At 39.2% G+C, this 21,622-nt stretch carries 20 protein-coding genes; 7 read left to right on the plus strand and 13 right to left on the minus strand.

What is annotated here, in order from left to right; genetic code table 11:
- The first annotated feature begins 136 nt into the window (after positions 1-136).
- From hslO to J0J36_RS08435, 4 genes are all read left to right on the plus strand, one after another.
- Positions 137-1,021 carry an Hsp33 family molecular chaperone HslO gene (gene hslO / locus J0J36_RS08420; protein WP_019292198.1) on the plus strand — a complete coding sequence of 295 codons (885 nt, stop codon included), beginning with the start codon at positions 137-139 and terminating at the stop codon, positions 1,019-1,021.
- Positions 1,018-2,562 (plus strand): ClC family H(+)/Cl(-) exchange transporter, encoded by a 1,545-nt coding sequence (locus J0J36_RS08425; protein ID WP_019292199.1) that lies wholly within the window; start codon positions 1,018-1,020, stop codon positions 2,560-2,562. The genes hslO and J0J36_RS08425 overlap by 4 nt, the downstream gene beginning before the upstream one ends.
- An 87-nt stretch (positions 2,563-2,649) precedes the next feature.
- Positions 2,650-3,645 carry a tRNA dihydrouridine synthase DusB gene (dusB, locus tag J0J36_RS08430; protein ID WP_003133380.1) on the plus strand — a complete coding sequence of 332 codons (996 nt, stop codon included), beginning with the start codon at positions 2,650-2,652 and terminating at the stop codon, positions 3,643-3,645.
- A 66-nt stretch (positions 3,646-3,711) separates the two neighbouring features.
- Positions 3,712-3,954 (plus strand): hypothetical protein, encoded by a 243-nt coding sequence (locus J0J36_RS08435; RefSeq protein WP_019292200.1) that lies wholly within the window; start codon positions 3,712-3,714, stop codon positions 3,952-3,954.
- Positions 3,955-3,994: 40 nt separating this feature from the next.
- On the opposite strand, the gene J0J36_RS08440 is transcribed toward J0J36_RS08435, so the two are convergent.
- The 8 genes from J0J36_RS08440 to yfmF all read right to left on the minus strand — a co-directional run bounded on the left by J0J36_RS08440 (position 3,995) and on the right by yfmF (position 13,350).
- Positions 3,995-4,876, minus strand: a complete 882-nt coding sequence (locus J0J36_RS08440; RefSeq protein ID WP_017368602.1) for a YitT family protein — start codon at positions 4,874-4,876, stop codon at positions 3,995-3,997.
- Between the two features lie 122 nt (positions 4,877-4,998).
- On the minus strand, positions 4,999-5,862 hold the full coding sequence (locus J0J36_RS08445) for a YitT family protein (RefSeq protein ID WP_029343371.1): 864 nt from the start codon (positions 5,860-5,862) through the stop codon (positions 4,999-5,001).
- Between the two features lie 10 nt (positions 5,863-5,872).
- Positions 5,873-7,621, minus strand: a complete 1,749-nt coding sequence (aspS, locus tag J0J36_RS08450; RefSeq protein WP_019292202.1) for an aspartate--tRNA ligase — start codon at positions 7,619-7,621, stop codon at positions 5,873-5,875.
- 55 nt (positions 7,622-7,676) lie between these two features.
- Positions 7,677-8,960 (minus strand): histidine--tRNA ligase, encoded by a 1,284-nt coding sequence (hisS, locus tag J0J36_RS08455; protein WP_019292203.1) that lies wholly within the window; start codon positions 8,958-8,960, stop codon positions 7,677-7,679.
- Positions 8,961-9,281: 321 nt separating this feature from the next.
- A complete protein-coding gene (pgsA, locus tag J0J36_RS08460; protein ID WP_019292204.1) occupies positions 9,282-9,833 on the minus strand; it encodes a CDP-diacylglycerol--glycerol-3-phosphate 3-phosphatidyltransferase in 552 nt (183 codons plus the stop codon).
- 48 nt (positions 9,834-9,881) lie between these two features.
- Complete coding sequence (locus J0J36_RS08465) at positions 9,882-10,790, minus strand: RodZ family helix-turn-helix domain-containing protein (protein WP_153925359.1); 909 nt, start codon at positions 10,788-10,790, stop codon at positions 9,882-9,884.
- Positions 10,791-10,841: 51 nt separating this feature from the next.
- Complete coding sequence (yfmH, locus tag J0J36_RS08470; RefSeq protein ID WP_153925363.1) at positions 10,842-12,125, minus strand: EF-P 5-aminopentanol modification-associated protein YfmH; 1,284 nt, start codon at positions 12,123-12,125, stop codon at positions 10,842-10,844.
- A complete protein-coding gene (gene yfmF, locus J0J36_RS08475) occupies positions 12,106-13,350 on the minus strand; it encodes an EF-P 5-aminopentanol modification-associated protein YfmF (protein WP_019292207.1) in 1,245 nt (414 codons plus the stop codon). The genes yfmH and yfmF overlap by 20 nt, the downstream gene beginning before the upstream one ends.
- Before the next feature lie 133 nt (positions 13,351-13,483).
- On the opposite strand from yfmF, the gene J0J36_RS08480 reads away from it, so the two are divergent.
- The 3 genes from J0J36_RS08480 to J0J36_RS08490 are packed head-to-tail and all read left to right on the plus strand — an operon-like array spanning position 13,484 to position 15,136.
- Positions 13,484-13,846, plus strand: coding sequence for an RNA-binding S4 domain-containing protein (locus J0J36_RS08480; protein ID WP_019292208.1), 363 nt, complete (start codon positions 13,484-13,486; stop codon positions 13,844-13,846).
- A gap of 2 nt (positions 13,847-13,848) precedes the next feature.
- Positions 13,849-14,943 (plus strand): DNA replication/repair protein RecF, encoded by a 1,095-nt coding sequence (recF, locus tag J0J36_RS08485; RefSeq protein ID WP_019292209.1) that lies wholly within the window; start codon positions 13,849-13,851, stop codon positions 14,941-14,943.
- Positions 14,915-15,136, plus strand: a complete 222-nt coding sequence (locus J0J36_RS08490; protein ID WP_019335376.1) for a transcriptional regulator — start codon at positions 14,915-14,917, stop codon at positions 15,134-15,136. The genes recF and J0J36_RS08490 overlap by 29 nt, the downstream gene beginning before the upstream one ends.
- Positions 15,137-15,157: 21 nt before the next feature.
- Here the strand turns inward: J0J36_RS08490 and J0J36_RS08495 are convergent, their stop codons facing one another.
- The 5 genes from J0J36_RS08495 to J0J36_RS08515 all read right to left on the minus strand — a co-directional run bounded on the left by J0J36_RS08495 (position 15,158) and on the right by J0J36_RS08515 (position 21,588).
- Positions 15,158-16,618: a basic amino acid/polyamine antiporter gene (locus J0J36_RS08495; protein ID WP_206886705.1), complete on the minus strand. Its 1,461-nt coding sequence runs from the start codon at positions 16,616-16,618 to the stop codon at positions 15,158-15,160.
- A gap of 186 nt (positions 16,619-16,804) precedes the next feature.
- Positions 16,805-17,788 carry a UDP-glucose 4-epimerase GalE gene (gene galE, locus J0J36_RS08500; protein WP_019292212.1) on the minus strand — a complete coding sequence of 328 codons (984 nt, stop codon included), beginning with the start codon at positions 17,786-17,788 and terminating at the stop codon, positions 16,805-16,807.
- Positions 17,789-17,859: 71 nt separating this feature from the next.
- Positions 17,860-19,338: a UDP-glucose--hexose-1-phosphate uridylyltransferase gene (galT, locus tag J0J36_RS08505; protein WP_019292213.1), complete on the minus strand. Its 1,479-nt coding sequence runs from the start codon at positions 19,336-19,338 to the stop codon at positions 17,860-17,862.
- An 11-nt stretch (positions 19,339-19,349) separates the two neighbouring features.
- Positions 19,350-20,549: a galactokinase gene (locus J0J36_RS08510; RefSeq protein WP_019292214.1), complete on the minus strand. Its 1,200-nt coding sequence runs from the start codon at positions 20,547-20,549 to the stop codon at positions 19,350-19,352.
- Between the two features lie 10 nt (positions 20,550-20,559).
- Positions 20,560-21,588, minus strand: coding sequence for a galactose mutarotase (locus J0J36_RS08515; RefSeq protein ID WP_019335377.1), 1,029 nt, complete (start codon positions 21,586-21,588; stop codon positions 20,560-20,562).
- Positions 21,589-21,622: the final 34 nt, after the last annotated feature.

Here is a 21,622-nt window from a genome sequence, read left to right on the forward strand (position 1 = left end):
AAATATCTAACTTTATTTCTATTTTTTCTAATAATCTTACTTTTTTGACTACCTTCGTTCTCGTTATAAAACATCAGTGTCAAAATAAAATCCTAACAATCCATGACGTTAAAAATATGTTAAAATAGAAGAAGTTATGACTGATAAAATATTAAAATCCATTTCAAAAAATGGTCACTTTCGTGCTTTTGCTCTTGATTCAACATTAACTGTCCGTGAAGCTCAGGAACGTCATCAAACGATGCCTACTTCTACTGTTGCCCTTGGTCGTACCTTGATTGCTGCCCAAATTTTAGGCGCTAATGAAAAAGGGGACAGTAAAATTACGGTCAAAATCTTGGGTGATGGTGCTATGGGTGCAATTGTTGCCGTAGCAGATGCTAAAGGAAATGTTAAAGGTTATGTTCAAAACAAAGATTTAGACTATAAAAAAGCTTCAACAGGAGAAGTACTTGTTGCTCCTTTCATTGGCAATGGCTTCTTTGTCGTTATTAAAGATATGGGACTTCGTCAACCTTATACAGGCCAAACTGATTTAATTACTGGAGAAATTGGGGAAGATCTGGCCTGGTATTTTCTCTCTAGTGAGCAAACACCTTCTTCTGTTGGTTTAAATGTCTTGCTCAATGACGGGGAAGACAGTGTTAAAATCGCAGGGGGATTTATGCTCCAAGCCTTGCCTGATGCAACTGATGATGAAATCACTCTGATGGAAAAAAACATCAAAGCAATGCCAAGTATTTCAGAAATGCTTTTAAAAGAAAAGCCGCTTGAAGCCATGTTAGCTGCACTTTATGGTGAGCTCGAATATACGATTCTTGCTGAATCACCCTTAGCCTTTGCGTGTGACTGTTCAAAGGAACGATTTGCTGAAGGCTTACAAAGCCTCGGTAGTCAAGCACTCACCGAAATTATTGAAGAAGATCACGGGGCTGAAGTCCTCTGCCAATTTTGCGGACGCAAATATGAATTTACAGAAAAAGAACTCAATGATTTAATCTTGGGAGCTGCTCAAAAATGAGACTATTGATTAAAGATCTTTCACAATCGTCAAACAAAAATATAGGTTTAATTTTTTTAAGTCTATTGGTTGGACTGGCAGCTGGCTTCTTAGCCAGCTTTTATCGTTTGGCCCTTTCTCTAGCTGAAAAATTAGGTGCTGCTCTCTACCATCAAGCCAGCACTCACCTTATTTATGGGCTTTTCCTCCTTCCCACCTTGCTTCTCCTTGTCTTTATTGTCAGTACCTTGATGAAAAAATACCCTATGTCGACTGGTAGCGGAATTCCTCAAGTCAAAGGGCAATTGCTGGGCTACTTTAAACCAGACTGGTTTTCAACGGCTTGGGCTAAGTTTGTCGGAGGAACACTGGCCATGTTTGCTGGGTTATCCTTAGGTCGTGAAGGACCATCGATCCAGCTCGGGGCTGCGATGGGACAAGCCTTTGGTCAAAGATTTTCCTCTACTGAGCGACACCAACGTTTGTTGATTGCTTCTGGAGCTTCCGCCGGTTTATCTGCTGCTTTTAATGCACCGCTTTCGGGTATCATGTTTACGCTTGAAGAAGTATTCAAATACTTCTCACCTTTGATATTATTAACTTGTATGAGCTCTGCTATCATGGCTGATGCCGTTTCGCGTATTATTTTTGGTCCAGCCAGTATCTTTGATTTCCAAATCGTGAGCAGCTTTCCCCTCTCAGATTATTGGCTACTCTTACTTTTAGGCATCCTTATGGGAATTTTTGGTGCAGTTTATAATGCTGCTCTTCTAAAGAGTCAAAGCCTCATGAAGGGGAAGATAAAAAGTCCTTTTCTTCGTGTCTTGTTCAGTTTTGCTGCTTCTGCTCTTGTCGCACTCTTCTTTCCACTAATCAGCGGCAGTGGTCACCAGTTGATTGACCAATTGACGCTTACTTGGGGACTTGCCTTTCTCTGTCTGGTCTTTGTTGCAAAGTTTTTGATTTCCCTCATCAGCTATGCTTCAGGTGTTCCCGGAGGAATATTCTTCCCCCTCTTAGTACTCGGTGCTAGTCTTGGTAGCATTTTTGCTACAACAGTCATTCCTCTCTTGCATTTGTCGCCCAACCTATTCCCAAATTTTATTATTTTAGCGATGGCTGCAACTTTTACTGCTATCGTTCGTGCACCAATGACTGGAATTCTCCTTTTAGTCGAGATGACAGGTTCCTTTGATCATTTATTACCTCTGGCTTTTGTTTCTCTAATTTCCTATCTTGTGGCCGAGCTTTTACACTCTGAGCCAATCTACCACTCATTACTCCACAATCTACTTACTGTTGATTCGGAAATAGCTACTGAAAAAGAAGGTCATATTATGATTGAAGCCTTGGTACAGTTTGATTCGGAAGCTGACAATCAACCGGTTCAAAATCTCCATCTTCCTAAAGATAGTCTTCTGATTGCTATTCAAAGAAATGGTGAAAAAATTATTCCACGAGGAGATACACTACTCCATGCTGGAGATGTTGCAACCTTTTTAACCACTCAAGCTCAGGAAGTTTCTGTACGCCAAAAAATAAAGCACTTATTTACTGATTAATCTAAAAAACCTTCGTTAATTTATCTACGAAGGTTTTTTCAGTGCAAAGTTTTAGCAAATCCCCTAAAAAATGGTAAAATATTCTCTATGACTATGGATTCAAAATACACACGCCCATGGAAAATTGGGGATATAGAAATTGCTAATAAAATTGTACTCGCTCCAATGGCGGGAATTAATAATAAAGCCTTCCTGACAACAGCTAAAGAGTTTGGAGCCGGACTTGTTGTTACTGAAATGATTTCTGATAAAGGTATCGAACATCGTAACAAAAAAACGCTTCAAATGATGGACTTTGAAGGCGTTCCGCATCCACTTTCCATGCAGATTTTTGGTGGTGAAGTTGATACACTGGTTGAAGCAGCGAAATTTGTTCAAGAAAATACAGTAGCAGACATCATTGATATCAATATGGGCTGTCCTGTTCCGAAGGTAACCAAAAATGAAGCGGGAAGTCGCTTACTACTTGACCCAGATAAGGTTTACGATGTAGTGAAAGCTGTCAGCTCTGCGATTGATCTACCACTCACTGTAAAAATTCGTATCGGTTGGGATTCTGATCATCTCTACGCTGTCGAAAATGCCAAAGCTATTGAAGCAGCTGGTGGTGCAGCTGTTGCAATGCACGCACGGACACGCGCTCAACTCTATGAAGGTAAAGCCGACTGGACATGGCTTGAAAAAGTAGCAAGCAATATTAACATTCCTTTCATCGGAAACGGCGATGTTAAAACACCTGAAGATGCTAAACGCATGATTGATGAAACAGGTGTTGATGCAGTCATGATTGGTCGAGCAGCTCTTGGAAATCCGTGGATGCTTCACCGTACGGAACACTACCTTCGCACAGGGGAATTACTCCCTGAACCAACTGTGGATGAAAAAATGCGTATCGCTAAGATTCACTTGCAACGTCTTGTTGACCTCAAAGGCGATAACTTAGCGTCACGCGAATTCCGTCAACATGCAGCTTACTACCTCAAAGGTGCAAAACGTGCTGCAAAAGTTAAAGTAGCTGTAAATCAAGCAGAAACACAAGCAGAAATTGTCAAGATTTTAGATGATTTCGTTGCTCAAAATTAAGAGATTGGCTTTTGCCAGTCTTTTTGTTTATAATAAGGTTAGTATCATAAAACAAGGAGGGACTCTATGCGTACATCAAAAGCTCTTGTCGAAATCGAAAAGGCAATTATTCACCTCAAGAAAGCTAAACGTGAGATTAGTAATTATAGCTTTGAAAACCAAACTCAAAGCCTCATTCAAATCAATCAAGCTATCGATCGCTTACAAATTCTTAAGGACGGCGTTAATGCTGATTCTTCTGATGTAGAAGGTGTTTCTTCTGTAGGCCGACTTGAAGGCGAACGTCTAACTTCAAAACTTTTTCAATAATAGCCATTAAAATAAAAAGAACCAAAATCTGGCTCTTTTTTTATTTTTTCTTACGTTTATATTTACTTTGTGGATAAGTAAAATCTCCCATAACTTCATGAACATTTATTACTGTTGAGAAGGCTTGAGGATCTATTTCAGCAATCAGAGCTTTAACCGTCATGACTTCTCGAGGGTTAAGCACCACATAGACCACACGTTTTTCTGTACCTGAATATGCGCCTTCACCATGTAAGAATGTTGCACCACGTCCAAGTTCTGCCAGGATGGCATTTGAAATTTCTTGATACTTAGGACTGATAATAAGCATCCCACGAACGGTATAACCACCAGATTGGATAAGGTTAATCACTTGGGCACTTACGAAACTTGCAATTAATGTATAAACCATATGATTAACATCAATGTAAGTGAGAGAAAGTGTCATTACAAAAAGGTCTATTGTGAAAATCACACGCCCCACTGCTGTGCCTCGCTTAATTTGCAACAGCTGAGCAATGATATCTGAACCTCCAGTTGTTCCGCCAAAGCGGAAGATAATCCCAATCCCCGTTCCGGCAAATACCCCGGCCAGGAGAGCTGCGACTAAGTTATCATGCAAAAGATTAATACTAAAATCAAATGCTTGGAAAACTGAAAGGAAAAGCGAGATGTTAACAATCGCATAGACCGTATAGGTAAAGGTCCGTTGTCCTAAGAAACGGTAACCAATAAAAAGCAAGGGGATATTCAGAATGAACTGACTTAGGGCCGGATCCAACTTGAATAATGCGTGCAAGATCAAGGTAATACCGGAAAGGCCACCTGCAGCCAACTGATTGGCCATATTTAACTTTACAAAACCAAAAGCAAAGATAATTGCGCCTAAGCTGATGGCAATAAAGTTACGAAAATGGATTTTAATGAGGCTCATATCCTTCATACAACTCTCCAATCTAATACCATTTTTACCTTATAAAAATGGCTTTATAATTTCTTGTAAAACCTCTGTCACAGTTGACAGAGGCCTTCTCTAATTTATACTAAAACGGTCATTTTGTCAACTTAATCAGTAATCTCACTAAAGTTCCCTATTACACGAACGTTTTCTGAGATAGAGACAAAAGCTTTCGGATCATATTTTGTGATGATTTCTTTAAAATCTTGATACTCATACATGGTGATAACCGTAAACAAAATTGTCCGTTTCTCGTGTGAGTATGCACCTTCAGCATTGTTCAAAATTGTTGCACTGTGATGCATTTTTTCAAAGAGTTTGCGGATGATGATTTCAGGATTCTCGGTAACTATCATCACCTGCATACGTTTTTGACGTGTAAAGATTGCATCTGTGACACGTGAGCTCACAAAGATAGCAATCATAGAATACAGCATATATTCCCAGCCAAAGAGTACGCCTGCAGTAAAGATAATTACTCCGTTGACAATGAAACCTAGTGTACCAACATTATGGCCTGTTCTCTTCCGGATATAAAGGGCAATGATGTCCGTACCACCACTTGAAATACCATTACGCATGGCATATCCAACACCTGCACCCATGATGGTACCACCAAAGATGGCATTGATGATTGGATCAGGTGTCAGCGTTGTTTCAGGAACAAAGTGGATAAAAATGGAGCTCATGGTAACCGTTAACAAAGTAAACAGAGTAAACTGTTTCCCTAAACGGAACCAAGCTAAAATCATTAAGGGAACATTGATCAGGAAGAGCGTGGCTGATATGGGAAGATAGTTGTGCCCCAAAATTCGTGTTAAAATTTCCGTTGCCACCTGTGCTGCCCCTGTCGCGCCACTTGCATAAACTCTTCCGGGTTGATAAAAGAAGTTCAATGCAAAAGCAGATGTGATTCCATATAAGACAGATGCTGAGAAACGATGTGTCAACTTTTCCCAGCCACCAAACATGTTGATAAATTTAGTCAAGTTTTTCAAGTTTAATTCTCAATTCTTCCAGTTGGCTCTCACTGACTACTGATGGCGCTTGTGTCATCGGGTCTGTGGCTTTATTATTCTTAGGAAAGGCAATAACTTCACGAATATTGTCTTTTCCTGCAAGCAACATAACGAAACGGTCCAAACCAAGGGCCAATCCTCCGTGTGGTGGGAAGCCATAATCTAAAGCTTCCAACAAGAAACCAAATTGCTCTTTGGCATCTTCTAAACTAAAGCCTAGCGCTTTGAGCATTTCTTCTTGTAATTCACGCGTATTAATACGAAGTGAACCACCACCGAGTTCGTAACCATTCAAAACAATGTCGTAAGCATGCGCACGCACTTTACTAAGATCTCCTGAAAGTTCCCCTTGTGTTTCAGCAGTTGGTAAAGTGAACGGGTGATGCGCACTCATATAACGCCCTTCTTCTTCTGACCATTCAAACATTGGCCAATCAATAACCCAGAGGAAATTGAATTTCGAATAATCAATTAAGCCTTGCTCTTTGGCAATCGTTTGACGTAAAGCACCCAGTGCTGAATTTGCCACTTCTAAACTGTCCGCCACAAAGAGAACCAAGTCGTTGTTTTCTAAGCCCAAAGTTTCAACGAATTCTGATGTTTTATCTGTCAAGAATTTAGCAATTGGACCTGCCAATTTATCGTCTTCAAACTTGATCCAAGCTAAGCCCTTGGCACCATTTTGTTTGGCTTGCTCTGTTAATTTATCAATAGCTTTACGAGAGTACTTATCGGCATTATTTTTAACAACAATGGCTTTAACAACTGGCGCCTCACTAAACACTTTGAAATCTACAGTTTTCGCAAGGTCTGTCAAGTCTGTCAAGAGCATTTCGTAGCGTGTATCTGGCTTATCTGAACCATAGAAATTCATAGCATCATCGTATTTCATACGCGGAAATGGTAAAGTTACATCAACGTTTTTAACGTCCTTCATAACTTTCGCAATCAAACCTTCAGTTAAATCTTGAATTTCTTCTTCCCCAAGAAAACTTGTTTCTAAGTCGACCTGTGTAAATTCTGGTTGACGGTCACCACGCAAGTCTTCGTCACGGAAACATTTCACGATTTGATAGTAACGATCAAGGCCCGCAGTCATCAACAATTGTTTCATAAGTTGTGGACTTTGTGGTAAAGCATAAAATTCGCCTTTATTAACACGAGAAGGAACAAGGTAATCACGTGCACCTTCTGGAGTTGATTTATTCAAGAAAGGTGTTTCAACATCGATAAAGCCTTGATTATCTAAGTAGCTACGGATAGCACGTGTTGTCGCATGACGCATCGTAATATTATTAAGCATTTCCGGACGACGTAAGTCGAGATAACGGTATTTCAACCGTGTATCATCAAGCACCTCAACTCCATCTTTAATCTCAAAAGGCGTTGTTTTTGAAGTGCTGAGAATTTGCATTTGGTTGGCTTCAATTTCAATTCCACCTGTTTTAATATTTTCGTTTTTGCTGGCACGTTCAACAACTTTACCTGTAATTTCAAGGACGTATTCGTTCCGGACTTTATCCGCTACCTCAACAATTTCTTTTGCTGCTGTTTCTGGGTTAACGACAATCTGGACAATACCTTCGCGGTCGCGCAAATCAATAAAGATTAAGCCTCCAAGATTGCGACGCTTCGCAACCCAACCTTTTACGGTAACTTCTTGATTTAAATATTCTTCGGTAATATTTCCTGCATAGTTTGTTCTCTTCAAATTTAATCTCCTTATGTTTTTTAGTACTCTTGTTCTCTAGAACTACTGAACTTTGTTATTCTCCAAGCGCTTCCTCAAAGATAGGCGCAAATCCTTTCGCAACTTCTGCCAAAGTTGTTTTCACTTCTTTACGCGTTTGGTTATGTTTAACTGTAATTTCACCTGTTTCCACTTCATTATCCCCAAGCGTAATTATCACTTCTGCTTTTGCTTTTTCAGCTGATTTAAATTGTGCGCTAAGCTTGCGATTAGAGAAATCACGTTCGACTTTAAAGGCTTGAGCACGGAGGCTTTCTGCGAGTTGTGTCGCTGCTAAGCTGGCTTTATTTCCCATAACGGCAATATAAACATCAAGTGTATCTTCTTCATGGAAATCAACACCTTGCATTTCAGCAACCATCAACAAGCGCTCTACACCCAGTCCGAATCCAAAACCTGGTGTGGCTGGACCATCAAAGTATTCAACCAAACCATCATAACGGCCGCCTGCACAAACCGTCAATTCTTGTCCTTTGACATCTACGATAAATTCAAAAATTGTATCATTATAATAGTCCAAACCACGAACCATATTAGTATCAATGACATATTCAATGCCTAAACCATCGAGCAGATCACGTGTCATGTCAAAGTGATTTTGAGACTCTTCTGTAAGAAAGTCCAAGATAGATGGTGCATCCTTGACGATTTCTTTGTCTTCTTTTTCCTTGCTGTCAAGTACTCGAAGAGGATTTTCGTGAAGACGACGTTGGCTATCTTTTGAAAGTTGTTTTTCAAAAGGTGTCAAATAATCAACCAAAGCTGTACGATAAGCCTTACGTGTTTCTAAATCCCCCAGAGAATTCAAGTGAAGTGTCACACCAGAAATACCGATTTGTTCAAATAATGATTGTGCCATGGCGATAATTTCGACATCAATTGCCGGATTTTTTGCTCCGAAACACTCTACACCAAATTGATGGAATTCACGTAAACGTCCAGATTGAGGGCGTTCATAGCGGAACATTGAGCCCATATAATACATTTTGACAGGTTTTGGCACTTCTGGGGCAAAGAGTTTATTTTCAATATAAGCGCGAACAGTTGAAGCAGTTCCTTCAGGACGTAAGGCAATGTGACGTCCACCTTTATCGTCAAAGTCATACATTTCTTTCGTCACAATATCACTTGTTTCACCTGTTGCACGACTGAACAGCTCATAACTTTCAAAAAGGGGTGTACGGATTTCTTTGAAATTGTAATCTTCAAATACTGCACGTGCCATCATTTCTACATATTGCCATTTTTGTGACTCTTGAGGCAGAATATCTGCCGTACCTTTTGGTTTTTGTAATTTCATATTATCTCCTTTGTATCGAATACATTTATGATTTAAACATTATTAAGAAAGCCTTTGTGAGCCTTGCCGTTCAGCATTAGCACCTTTAGGTGCAATGCTGGTAGCAAATTAAAACGCCCCAAGCATAAAAGCTCTAGGGCGTCAGTAATCTTATCGCGGTACCACCTAAATTTGTCCTGTCTTCCAGAACCTCAGTTTAGCTATAACGTTGCTACCGTTTCTTATCGTCACTTTAGGTTTTGTAAGCTTTCAGCCAAGTCTTACTCTCTGTATGTTTAAGTATAACGCAGACTTCTATTTTTTTCAAGCTTTAAATTCACATTAATTTTTAAAAACTTGCATATTTTTGGCAAAGTAATCATAGCCGGAATAAATCGTGAAGATAAGGCAAACATAAAGTAAGATTGTGCCAATATAAATGGGATCACCAATTAGTAAGAAAATAATAGACAACATTTGTGTAAATGTTTTAATTTTTCCTGGCATAGCTGCAGCCAAGACTGCACCACCTTGTTCAACCAGTAAAAGGCGAAGTCCAGTCACAGCAAGTTCACGACATACGATGATTGCAACAACCCAAGCTGGAGCTAAGCCTAGAGCAATTAGCATCACAAATGCAGCCATCGTTAACATTTTATCCGCTAAAGGATCTGCAAATTTACCAAAATTAGAAACAACTTTCCACTTGCGCGCCAAATAGCCATCAAGCCAGTCTGTAATTGAAGCTACAGCAAAGATAATTGCTGCAACAATCCATGAAACATAGCTTGTACCCACAGCTGCACCATGTGGCAGATAAAGGACAATGAGAAAGACAGGAATCATAAAGATTCTTAGTATCGTTAGTTGATTAGGGAGTTTTTCTTTTTTCATAATTACTTTCTTCGCTTCTTAGAGTTGGCCTGCTCGTGGCTCAACTTTTTATTGTGTTACAGGTGCTGTAGTGCTTGCATAAGTCACCGTTAATTGCACTTGAACTGGAACGCCTACTGTAAGAGCAGACAAATCGACAGTGCTACCGTTGATTGTCATTGTAAGTCCTTGGGTATTGGACAAGTTAATCACGGTGTTAGTTAATCCTGCTCCGAGCGTTGCTGTAGCTGTATTTTCGGCATCAGATAACGTGCGTACTGTTGCCCAATCCGCATTGGTCAATGAAACAGTTGTCACTGCGCCAGCTGCTGTTGTAAAGACAATTTGTGTTGGGCACGTAGCATTTTCTACCTTGACATTGAGCTGCGCACCACTTCCAGTAATCGTAATTTGGTTTTGGGGCTCTGGTTTTGATTCAACAGGCTTTTCTGATGATTCTGTTGTTTTCTTTTGTTCTTCTGTTGCCTTTTTTGTTTCGCTCGTTTTATAAGTATAAGACGTATCACTCAAGTCTGGCTTTGGCGGGCGCGTAAGTAATACAACAGCTGTGACACTTCCGACAATGGCTAGTGCAACAGCAGAAAGCAAGATAATGGGAACATAATGACGCCATGCAGGCTTATTACTTTCTTCCTCTTCCTCTTCCTCTTCTACGCGTTCACTTGGTTTCACAAATCGATAAGTTTCTTGGATGTCTTCGTGTTCTTCAACAGACATTGATCCATCCTTCTCATATGCAAACATGATTTGATCTGCATCAAGATCCAACTTTTCTGCATATTGTTTAAGATAAGCTTTAATATAAAAATCACCGGGTAAAGCCTTATAATCCCCTGTTTCTAAAGCAATAATATATAATTTCGGAATATTTGTAAGTTTTTCGGCTTCACTTAGCCCGAGGCCAAGTTCCGTCCTCTTGTCTTTGAGGACTTCGCCTATTGTTTTAATTGCCACCATGTCCTCCTCTCAGCTTTATGAAATACATGGATTTATTCATAACTGTTCGTATTATTTAGGGTAGATGATAAAATCTACAGTTTGCATATTCTCAACAAATTTTTCAGCGTATTTGCTGACTTTTTCAAGGGTTAATCCTGATAAAATTTCAGGTAAATCAAAGAAGTTAATCTCGCCATAAATATTTGATGAAAATTGATTGGCGATATATTCTAAAGAGCTTAGGGATTTATAATAGTCCCCTAGTGTTTCACGTTTCAGTATTTCTAGATTTTCTTTTTCAAAATCCTTATCTATTTTATAACTTTTTAGGGCTTCCTGCAAAACTTTACTTACTTGCTCTGGTTTTTCAGTATCTACTGTAATATTCGCAAAGTGAAAACTTTTATCCATATCAAAACCATAGCCAAAAGAATCATCAACTAAACCTGCATTATACATTTCCTCATAACGATGACTTGTTTTCCCAAAAAGCATATCGAGAAGCAACTGATTTGAAAGTTTATATTCTAATAATTCGCGGGCATCAGTTGGTAAAGCATCTTCTCCACGAAAACCAAGAGCCAACTTGGGCATCGCAACTTCAAACGCAAGAGTTTTTCCTGCAATCGGCTGACTCCCCTCAACAGTTTTTCTCTGTATGGGTTCAGCTTTAACAAAAGCTTTCTTCTCTTGATTCTCATTTACAAATGCAGCCATGTAATCCACATCAAAAGGACCTGTTAAAAAGAGGTTCATGTTTGAGGGATGATAAAAAGTTTCATAGTTAACATACAAGTCAGCTGCGGTAATTTCCTTAATCGAACGTGGAGTACCAGCAATATCATCTGCCAATGGTGACTCAGGATAAAGCGAAGCTAAAAGCCCTGCAAACAAACGCCAGTCACTATCATCTTGATACATCTGGATTTCTTGTTGAATAATACCTTGCTCTTTTGCAACATTTTCTTCCGTAAAGTAAGGTTCTTGCACAAAATCAAGCAGTAAGTTCACACACTCATAGATATTTTCACGTGTCGAAAAAAGATAAGACGTTCTCGAAAAGCTTGTAAAAGCATTGGTTTGCGCCCCATAGGCTCCAAACTTGTACATTACATCCCCTTCTTTTTTCTCGAAGAGTTTATGCTCCAAAAAGTGAGCGATACCTTCTGGAAAAGTCTTTATCTCTTGACTTCCCATAGGGACAAAAGAGGTATCCAATGACCCAAAGTTTGTCGTAAAAAGACCGTAGGTACGATTGTAATCAGGTTTCGGTAAGTAATAAACCGTTAAACCGTTGGCTAGAACATCAGTATATAAGATTTCACCCGTTTTTTCATATCTCTTCTTCTGCATAAACTTCTCCTTTCATGAAATATTGAGCCTGTAGTTTTAAACTTTGCGCCAAGCGCATAATATCTTCTTTGCTCACAGCTTCTAATGCTTTCAAAAAAGTTGCTTCATCAACATAAAGTTCAGGCAAAACTTCGTGAATAAAAGCTTGTTCGATGAGATTCGAAGAAGAGTCAAGCGACATGAAGTAAGAATTTTTTAGCATTGTTTTAGTTTGCTCAATTTCTTGTGCGGTAAAGTCTCCAGATTGCATGGCTTGAAGTTGTTCTAGAATCAGCTCTCGTGCCTGTTGATAATTTCCTGCATCAATTCCTGCATTAACTCTTAGCAGGCCTGTAAAACTATCAAAAGCTGAACTTGCATAGTAAGCCAAGCTTGCCTTTTCACGGACATTCATAAATAATTTAGAATGTGCAAAGCCACCAAAAAGGCCATTCATCACTTGTAAAGTCATGTAATCCTTGCTGCCATAAGTTGTCGGTTGCGCAAAAGCCATTTGTAAAATAGACTGTTGCACCTCCTTAGCTTCGATTTTTTCTTGATAATCCTTGAGCTCTTGCTTATAAAAAATTTCAGAATGCCTCTGACGATCCTTAAAGTCAAAGTTTTGGAACAAACGTACAACTTCAGCTTCTTCCACATCACCTAGAACAAAAATATCAATCAGATTGTGATTAAGCATTTCAGTGTAATAATTAAAAACAGCTTCTGCTGTTTCTGACTGCAAAAGTCCCACAGTTGCTACACCTGGGAGAGATTGATTTGGATCCGTAAAGAAAAGGGCAGCCAACTGACGGCTGGCATAATAAGAGCGATCTTCATTCATAGCTTTAAGGTAGTTGATGAGATTTGTCTTTTCCCGCTGGAAAACTTCAACATTATTATCTGGACTAAAGAGCGCTTTATGCATAAAGTCAACGGCACCTGCCAAAGTATCCACATCAACAAACTTAGGATTAACAAGATTCATATGAATGCTTAACAAATGTTGACTGCCTTTTTTATTTACTGCAGTTGAGAAAGATGTCCCATAAAGTTCTGACAAGCGGCTTGAAAATGCTTGAGCTGTTGGGTATGCTGCATTGGTCGTTTCCCATAAATTAGAGATAATCACACGCTTAGCAATATTTTCTCGCGAAAGTTCTTCACGAAAGCGCACCATGAGACGTATTGTTTTGAATTTTGTTTCTTTTATAACATGGAGATTTACTCCGCTGGCTAGTTTCATAGATATCCCTTGTCTACTCCTCTTTTTAAGTTTAAAGGAACTTCTTTTAATCCTAAAAAGAGCAGGAGCTGTAATATCTCTATTATAGCAAATTTTCCACTATTTTTGAGACTCTTTATGCTAAAATAGAGTTATGCAAAATTACATTTTATTTGAAGAATACATCACCTTAGGACAAGTCATTAAAGAATTGGCCATTGTCAATACAGGAGGCCAAGCTAAGCTTTTTCTCGCTGAAAATGAAGGCAATATTTTCTTAAACAAGGAAGCTGAAAATCGCCGTGGCAAAAAACTGCGTGCGGGAGATGTTTTGGAGATTCCTGAATTTGGACTGATTCTCACATTTGTCCAAGCTTCTGAAGAAGAAATTGCTGAACGTGAAGAAGATAAGGCCGAGGAAGAACGCGTCAAAGCACTTGTCAAGAAAATGAACGCTCAAGTCAAAACTCAAAAACCCAAAAAAGCGGCCAAGCCAAGATTCCCCGGCGCTAAATAAGCATGAAACTTAACAATATACAGCTCTATAATTTCCGAAATTATGATAAGCTTTCCCTTGAATTTCATCCCAATCTCAATATCTTTTTAGGACAGAATGCCCAAGGTAAAACTAATCTTTTAGAAAGTATCTACTTTCTTGCTTTAACACGTAGCCACCGCACCCATCATGATCGGGAACTGATTCGGTGGGATGCCAAAGAAATGAAGGTTTCTGGTACTGTCACAAAAGGTCACAGTAATATCCCTCTAGAAGTTGCTTTGACTCCTAAAGGACGTACGGCTCATGTCAATCATTTGAAAGAAAACCGCTTAGCAGACTATATCGGTCAGCTGAACCTTATCATGTTTGCACCTGAAGATTTAGAACTTATCAAAGGTGCACCAAGCATTCGCCGTCGCTTTCTGGATATGGAGATTGGTCAAATACGCCCCGTTTATCTTTATGATTCGGTGCGCTATAACCGCGCTTTAAAAGAGCGCAATGCTTACCTCAAGATGGAACGCAAACAGATTGATACTACTTTTTTAGATGTTTTAGACAGCCAACTGGCAGAACACGGTCAGAAGATTAGTACTGAACGTCAAAATTTTATTGACAAACTAGAAAAGCTGGCACAAAAAATTCATGCTCAACTCACTCATGGGCTTGAGGAGCTGCAGATTAATTATAAAGTTAATTCCACAGCTCTCTTAGAAGATTTGAAAAGCGCACGTGATAAGGATATCTTTCGTCATCAGACCTCTGTCGGTCCTCACCGAGATGATTTGACTTTTTTTGTCAATGGTATTAATGTTGCGGACTTTGGCAGCCAAGGCCAACAAAGAACCGTTGCTTTATCTGTCAAGCTCGCTGAGATTGATTTAATTTTTGAAGAGACTGGAGAATATCCTATTCTTTTGCTCGACGATGTCATGAGTGAGCTCGATAATAGCCGTCAGTTGGATCTTTTAGAAACAACGCTCGGAAAAACACAAACCTTTATTACTACAACGACGCTTGACCACCTCAAAAACCTGCCAGAAAACTTAAGTATTTTCAATGTGAAGCAAGGAGAAATTGAAACAAATGGACAAGAAAGAACCACCACTGACTGAGGATAACCTGTTCAAATTTAAGGCACTGGAGGCAGAAGGGGATTCTACGTTATTAAAACGTATTTCCCTTCTTGTTGAACAAGAACGTGAATTGCGCCAACAAAAAGATAAACTCGAAGAAGATTTACGTGTATTGGTTCATATCAAAAATAGCCATTACTCACAATTAGAGCAAAAAAATTCGGAACATTAATTCCGAATTTTTTTACGTTATTTATAAGCCAAGTAACTCTCTTAAACCATAATGATTGCCAATCAAGCCAAAAGCTGCAAAGATAGACAAACCGATAATTACAAAAAGAACAATAATTTCTACACGAGAAAGTGTCTTACCATTTTCTTTCTTCGCTAAGTAGTAGAAAATAAAACCAATTGCATAGAGAATCGAAGCCATCCAAACATACTGCCAGCCTGAAAGCCACAGCGCTAAAATTTGGAAAGCAAGGGCCACAAAGCCAATGACTATATTTTTTGTATTTTTTTCTTCAAGACCGTGTTTCATCATATATGCACCGACCAAAGCGTAACAGATCATGATACATGCTGTACAGAGGTACACCATTACATTATAAGCATTTGCGACATAAAAAGTAACGATGATGAAAAATTGAACAAAGATTTGTGTAAGCCAAAGAGAATTTGCAGGAGCGTTATGTTTATTTAAGCGTCCAAACCATTCTGGGAGTAATTTTTGATTGGCCAACTGTGTTGTTGATTCCACTGGAAGCATCGTCCATGATATCCAAGCCCCTAAAACGGAAACAACAAGACCACTGGCCATCAATGCGCCTCCAAAGCTACCAAGCATATCTTTTAGCATATAAACCATGCCTGGCGTTTTCATGGCAGCTAATTCTGCTTGATCATAATAGCCGAAAGGTAGGAGTGAAAGCAAGATGTAGATAAAAAGTAAAACGATAAGACCAATGATTGTCGCGCGGCCTGCATCAGATTTTTTCTTGGCACGATCGCCCATCATTGCCGCACCTTCAATCCCGACAAAGACCCAAATCATGACCATAAGAGAGCTTTTAACTTGATCGAGTAAGCCGCCAGCGGTCATTGACCCTTGAGCTAGAACCAAGCCTTGAGTATTTTCTGTAATATTGTTCCAAAAACCTGCAGTGAATACTCCTGCTTTGAACATAAAGATCCCTGTAATCATAAAAACAAAGATTGGGATTAATTTACAAACCAGAACAATGGTATTCACAATCGCTGCAGATTCGACCCCTTTACTCACCATCAAAGCTAAAAGCCAAGAAAGAATCGATACGGACACTACTGCAAAAACGCTTAGACTTCCATTTGCATCTGTAAATTTACCAGGGAAAAAGTAATCCATAGATATCATCATGAGCACGGCAAAGGCAATATTACCTAACCATGTGGACAACCAGTAACCCCACCCAGAAAGAAAACCTACCAAATCGCCAAACCCTTCTCGCGCATAATCAGAAACCCCTGAAAGTTGTGGTTTGTTAATAATCAGATAGTTTAAGCTCAAGACAAGCGCTAAAAGCCCTAAACCAACGAAGAGCCATGCTACGATTACACCACCTGCAGTTGCTCCATTGGCTAAATCGTTGGAAAGGTTAAATACCCCACCACCAATAGCACTGGAGACAACGATGGAGACAAGGGCTATCAGCCCCATCCCTTTTTTATTTTCCATTTATTTTTCCTATAATTCCATTTTATTTATATTGAAATATTTTCTTAATATAACATTTTTTGCATTTTCATGCAACTTTCATCTGCTTTCAATCTTGTTTTCTTTATATTTTTACATTTTGAAGCGTTTTCTTACAAAAATAACGAAAAAGCAACCCAAATTAAAAGATTGCTTTTTCCATTTGTATTAATATCCATTTGGATGAGAGCTATGCCATTTCCAAGCATTCTCGATAATATATTCTAAATTATTTTTCACGTGCCAATCCAAGACTTCTCCTGCTTTCGTCGAGTCTGCCACCAACATATCTGGATCGCCAGGACGACGTTCTCCCATTTGTGATGGAATTTCTTTACCGGTAACACGGCGTGCAGTTTCCAAGACCTCAAGGTTAGAGTAGCCTTTTGAAGAGCCAAGATTAAACTGATCCGAAGCACCGCCCGCTTTAAGATATTCTAAGGCTTTGATGTGTGCTTCAATCAAATCTTCCATGTCAATATAGTCACGTACGCATGTACCATCAGGCGTATTGTAATCATCGCCATAGATAGTGATAAACTCACGTTGGCCTAAAGCTGTTTGTAAAATAAGCGGAATCAAATGCGTTTCATTTTTATGTGCTTCACCAATGCTTCCGTCATGTTTAGCACCAGCAACATTGAAGTAGCGCAGTGCTACATAAGTCATATCCGTTGCCTCTGATTGCCACTTCATCATTTTTTCCATGATGAGTTTGCTTTCGCCATAAGGATTGATTGGTTTTTGTGGAGTTTTTTCAGAAATAGGGCTTTCTTCGGGTATTCCAAAAGTTGCAGCCGTACTCGAAAAGACAATATGCTTAATACCAAATTTTTCCATGGTTTCAAGAATAACCTGTGCCCCACCAACATTATTATTAAAATACATCAGGGGTTTTTGCATTGATTCACCTACCAATGAATAGGCACAAAAGTGCATTAAACCTTCGATATCTTTTTCTTTTGTAAAAACATCAGCCAAAAAAGCTTGATCGCGCACATCTCCTTCATAGAAGCGTACATCTGCTGGGACAGCTTCACGATGTCCTGTCACAAGATTGTCTACAACGGCCACATCATAACCACGTGCTACTAGAATATCAACAGCATGGCTACCTACATAACCTGCGCCTCCAAGTACTAAGACTGTCATTTATTTATCCTCCATTACTTTGATGTACAAAGTTTTTAAATACTATTTATCAATCACTTACAAGTATAACCTTATTCATTTATAAAATCAATGAAGCGCTTAAACCCGGCATATCCTGCTTTGTCATCTTTAAATACTCCCGCATCTTGCAATACTCTTGTAAAGACAGCTCCAACTGCTTCACGGACATACTCTGAGACATTTTCTTCAGTAAAATCCCCTTGATTTTTTAACTCTTGTGCCCAAGGTAAGTGCATATCTTTCATATGATGTGGCTTTCCTAAGAGATACTGTTCCACTTCTTGCAGTTCATTTTTCAATCGCGGAGGTAAAACAGCCAAACCCATGACCTCAATCAGGCCAATATTTTCTTTCTTGATATGATGCAGGTCTGCATGAGGATGAAAAATCCCATCAGGATATGTTTCATTAACATTATTGTCTCGCAAGACTAAATCCATCTCGTAAGCCCCCTCACGTTTACGAGCGATTGGCGTAATCGTATGGTGTGGCGTACCATCAGCAGAATGAGCAATGACATCAATGCTTGTATCCGAATACTGTTGCCATTTCTTCAAAATGTAGTCCGCAAGTGTCAAAAGCTGCCCTTTGTCCTCAGAAGACAAACGTACCACACTCATAGGCCAATTCACAATGCCAACTGCTACTTCTGGAAAAGCTTTGAAGGCTACTTGTTCTCTTAATTTGGCTTTAGCCATCGGAAATTCATGACGTCCTGCTTGATAGTGATCATGGGTCAAAATAGAACCCCCAACAATTGGTAAATCAGCATTGGATCCAATCATATAGTGAGGGAACAAATCCAAAAAGTCCAAGAGATTACTAAAAGATCGGCGATTAATTTTCATTGGCTTGTGCAAGTTGTTGAGCACAATTGAGTGTTCATTATAATAAGCATAAGGCGAATACTGAAAGCCCCATTCTTCATCCTGTAATTTTAAACGGATGAGGCGATGATTGCTTCGTGCAGCTTTATTCCCTCCACCATAAAGCCCCTCGTTTTCAATACAGAGCGCACAGGCTGGATAACTAGAATCCTTGACTAATTTAGCTGCAGCGATAGCTTTTGGATCTTTCTCCGGTTTTGAGAGATTGATTGTGATTTCTAAATCGCCATATTTTGAGTGATAATTAAAGGCGATATTTTTTGCGATATCTCTCGTCTTGACCTGATTAATTTCCTGAGTCAGTCCATAAAAATAATCTGTTGCTTTTTTAGGACTCTCTTGATAATTCTTCCAGAACTCACGATTAATTTGACTTGGTGTTGGACTAATAAAGTCCATCAGAGCCGCTTCATAAAACTCTTCTTCTTCTGGCGAAAAAGCTTGATTGTCTCGTGCAAGGATCATGAGCTGATCCATTAAAGTTAGTGCATCATGTTCTTCTGTAACTTGTGGTTCGTCCCAATCGTTCATCCCCAAGAAATGGAGTAATTGATTACGCCAATATATTTTATCAAGCGTTTCAATTCGATGATTTTTTTCTGCTAAATTAATAAATTCTTGAACAGCTTGATATTTTTCCATTTTTACTTTTCCTACTCCACATCCAGTTTTGTTGATCCTGAACCAATTTGGGCGACATAAAAGCTTGCTGGATAGCCAACTACTTTTTCATATTCCGCTCCCACTGCTTCTTCAAAATCTGCGACTTTATCATGAGCGACTAAAGCAATTGCACAACCGCCAAAGCCTGCACCTGTCATACGTGCGCCTAATACACCTGCTTGTTTTTGTGCGGTTTCAGCCAGCGTATCAAGTTCAATCCCAGTCACTTCATAGTCGTCTTTGAGGGAAGCGTGTGAAGCATTAAGTAATTCACCAAACTTCGTCAAATTACCAGCAACAAAAGCTTTTTGTGCTATTTTTGTACGGTTATTTTCATATACGGCATGGCGCGCACGTTTAATCAGGGTTTCATCACCAATCAAGTCTGTATTGGCATCAAAATCCTCATTAGAAAGTTCACCCAGGGATTCAATAGCTAATTTACTTTGCATACGTTTCAATGCTTCACGTGTTTCAGCAAAACGCTCATTATATTTTGATTCTGTTAAAGCACGTGGTTTGTTTGTGTTCATGATGACAATATCATAATCACGTAATTCTACCGGCACCATTTCATACTTAAGAGTATTACAGTCCAATAAAATCGCTTTTTTCACTTCACCAAAACCAATCGCAAACTGGTCTAAAATACCAGAGTTGACACCAATGAATTCATTTTCCGTTTTTTGTCCGAGTTGTACCAACTCCAAGCGTGGGACTTGTAAATTAAACAGGTCGTCTAAAACTACACCGACTAAAAGTTCCAAAGAAGCTGAAGATGATAAACCAGAAGCTGTTGGAATTTCACCATTGATAAGTAGTTCAAAACCTTTATCGATGGTATAGCCTGCACCTTGAAGCATCACTATCATTCCTTTAACGTAATTTGACCAACTGTCATCATCTTTTTCCTTGACCTCTGTTAAAGCAAATTCGATAAGACCTGCTTCTGGAAAGTTTTGTGAAAAAAGTCGGATTTTTGTATCTTCACGTAAACGGGCCAAACCTGTTGTCCCAAGTGTAATTGAGGCTGGGAAAACGTAGCCGCCGTTATAGTCGGTATGTTCACCAATCAAGTTAATACGACCTGGCGAAAAGAAGTATTCCACATTTTCTGTATCCCCAAATACTTTTTCAAAACTGTTTGTTAATGCTGTTAAAACTTTACTGTTTTCCACGATTGTTGTCATTTTCTTTTCCTCATTTTTTCTCTTCTTTATGGAGTTTATAAATTGTTTTTGAATAGTATTTCTCACCTGCTTTGAGTGTGATATCACCCAACTCCGGAATTTGTTGACTGCCTGGCGCCACTTGTGTTTCAAAAGTGATTCCGCCATGATTTACTTCTTTTTTTCCTTGATACACTGCACCAGATTCGCCAAAATTTGCTGAAAAAATAACAATACTTGGACGATCAGTATAAACAGAGATACTTAACTCTTCAAAGCTTAAACGTGCTTGCTCCTTCTCTATGCTTGGCTCATCTAAAAGGAAAGGATGATCAAGACCATCAACCAAAATCACTTGCTCCATAGTACTTTGAAAGACTTCCGAGAGCCTTTTGCCTGAACGCAAATCTAAGTCTGTACCCGCTAACTCCGCAATATCTCCACGTACTACCTCGCTCTTGTCTAACAAAGGAACAAAACGAGAGGCACCTAAACGCAAGAAATGGTTGTCTATACTTTGAGCTACATCTCCAGACAAATTAAAGTAAACATGACCTGTAGGGTTAAACACCGTGTCTTTATCAGAAACGGCATCATATTCAATGGACCAAGCGCCATTTTCATCAAAACTTTGAGTTACAGTAACTTGTATCTGTCCTGGATAGCCATTTTCACCATCGTTTGACGTCAAGTAAAATTGAACTTTTGCTTGTTCTGCTTCTTGAAAAACTTCAAACTGCCAGAGTTTACTTTCAAAGGAATCTTGCCCTCCATGTAAGGTTTGCGCAGCTTCATTTTGTTGCAATTGTACGTTCTTGCCTGCTATCTTCACTTGACCGTCTTTGATACGGCCAGCTGTTCGGCCAATTGTGGCACCAGGATAGTTATCTTTTTCGACATATTCTTGTGTAGAATCAAAGCCCAAAACGATTTTCTTACCATTGACTGTCCAATCCACGATTCGGGCACCGTAATTGCTCAATGAGAGCGTATCTCCTGCCTTGTTTGTTAAACAAATCAAATGCGCGCCTAAGCCAAAGTCTTTTGTTGTTATTTCCATAATTCACCTGTCTTTAAATAAGGAGAGCTAGCGT

The sequence above is a fragment of the Lactococcus sp. LG1074 genome (assembly GCF_017309525.1).
Taxonomy (GTDB): Bacteria; Bacillota; Bacilli; order Lactobacillales; family Streptococcaceae; genus Lactococcus; species Lactococcus petauri.

Excerpts from the sequence above, each read along its gene's own strand:
- hslO (WP_019292198.1), top strand. The coding sequence starts at position 137 with ATGACTGATAAAATATTAAAATCCATTTCAAAAAATGGTCACTTTCGT.
- J0J36_RS08425 (WP_019292199.1), top strand. The coding sequence starts at position 1,018 with ATGAGACTATTGATTAAAGATCTTTCACAATCGTCAAACAAAAATATA.
- dusB (WP_003133380.1), top strand. The coding sequence starts at position 2,650 with ATGACTATGGATTCAAAATACACACGCCCATGGAAAATTGGGGATATA.
- J0J36_RS08435 (WP_019292200.1), top strand. The coding sequence starts at position 3,712 with ATGCGTACATCAAAAGCTCTTGTCGAAATCGAAAAGGCAATTATTCAC.
- J0J36_RS08440 (WP_017368602.1), bottom strand. The coding sequence starts at position 4,876 with ATGAAGGATATGAGCCTCATTAAAATCCATTTTCGTAACTTTATTGCC.
- J0J36_RS08445 (WP_029343371.1), bottom strand. The coding sequence starts at position 5,862 with ATGTTTGGTGGCTGGGAAAAGTTGACACATCGTTTCTCAGCATCTGTC.
- hisS (WP_019292203.1), bottom strand. The coding sequence starts at position 8,960 with ATGAAATTACAAAAACCAAAAGGTACGGCAGATATTCTGCCTCAAGAG.
- pgsA (WP_019292204.1), bottom strand. The coding sequence starts at position 9,833 with ATGAAAAAAGAAAAACTCCCTAATCAACTAACGATACTAAGAATCTTT.
- J0J36_RS08465 (WP_153925359.1), bottom strand. The coding sequence starts at position 10,790 with ATGGTGGCAATTAAAACAATAGGCGAAGTCCTCAAAGACAAGAGGACG.
- yfmH (WP_153925363.1), bottom strand. The coding sequence starts at position 12,125 with ATGCAGAAGAAGAGATATGAAAAAACGGGTGAAATCTTATATACTGAT.
- yfmF (WP_019292207.1), bottom strand. The coding sequence starts at position 13,350 with ATGAAACTAGCCAGCGGAGTAAATCTCCATGTTATAAAAGAAACAAAA.
- J0J36_RS08480 (WP_019292208.1), top strand. The coding sequence starts at position 13,484 with ATGCAAAATTACATTTTATTTGAAGAATACATCACCTTAGGACAAGTC.
- recF (WP_019292209.1), top strand. The coding sequence starts at position 13,849 with ATGAAACTTAACAATATACAGCTCTATAATTTCCGAAATTATGATAAG.
- J0J36_RS08490 (WP_019335376.1), top strand. The coding sequence starts at position 14,915 with ATGGACAAGAAAGAACCACCACTGACTGAGGATAACCTGTTCAAATTT.
- J0J36_RS08495 (WP_206886705.1), bottom strand. The coding sequence starts at position 16,618 with ATGGAAAATAAAAAAGGGATGGGGCTGATAGCCCTTGTCTCCATCGTT.
- galE (WP_019292212.1), bottom strand. The coding sequence starts at position 17,788 with ATGACAGTCTTAGTACTTGGAGGCGCAGGTTATGTAGGTAGCCATGCT.
- galT (WP_019292213.1), bottom strand. The coding sequence starts at position 19,338 with ATGGAAAAATATCAAGCTGTTCAAGAATTTATTAATTTAGCAGAAAAA.
- J0J36_RS08510 (WP_019292214.1), bottom strand. The coding sequence starts at position 20,549 with ATGACAACAATCGTGGAAAACAGTAAAGTTTTAACAGCATTAACAAAC.
- J0J36_RS08515 (WP_019335377.1), bottom strand. The coding sequence starts at position 21,588 with ATGGAAATAACAACAAAAGACTTTGGCTTAGGCGCGCATTTGATTTGT.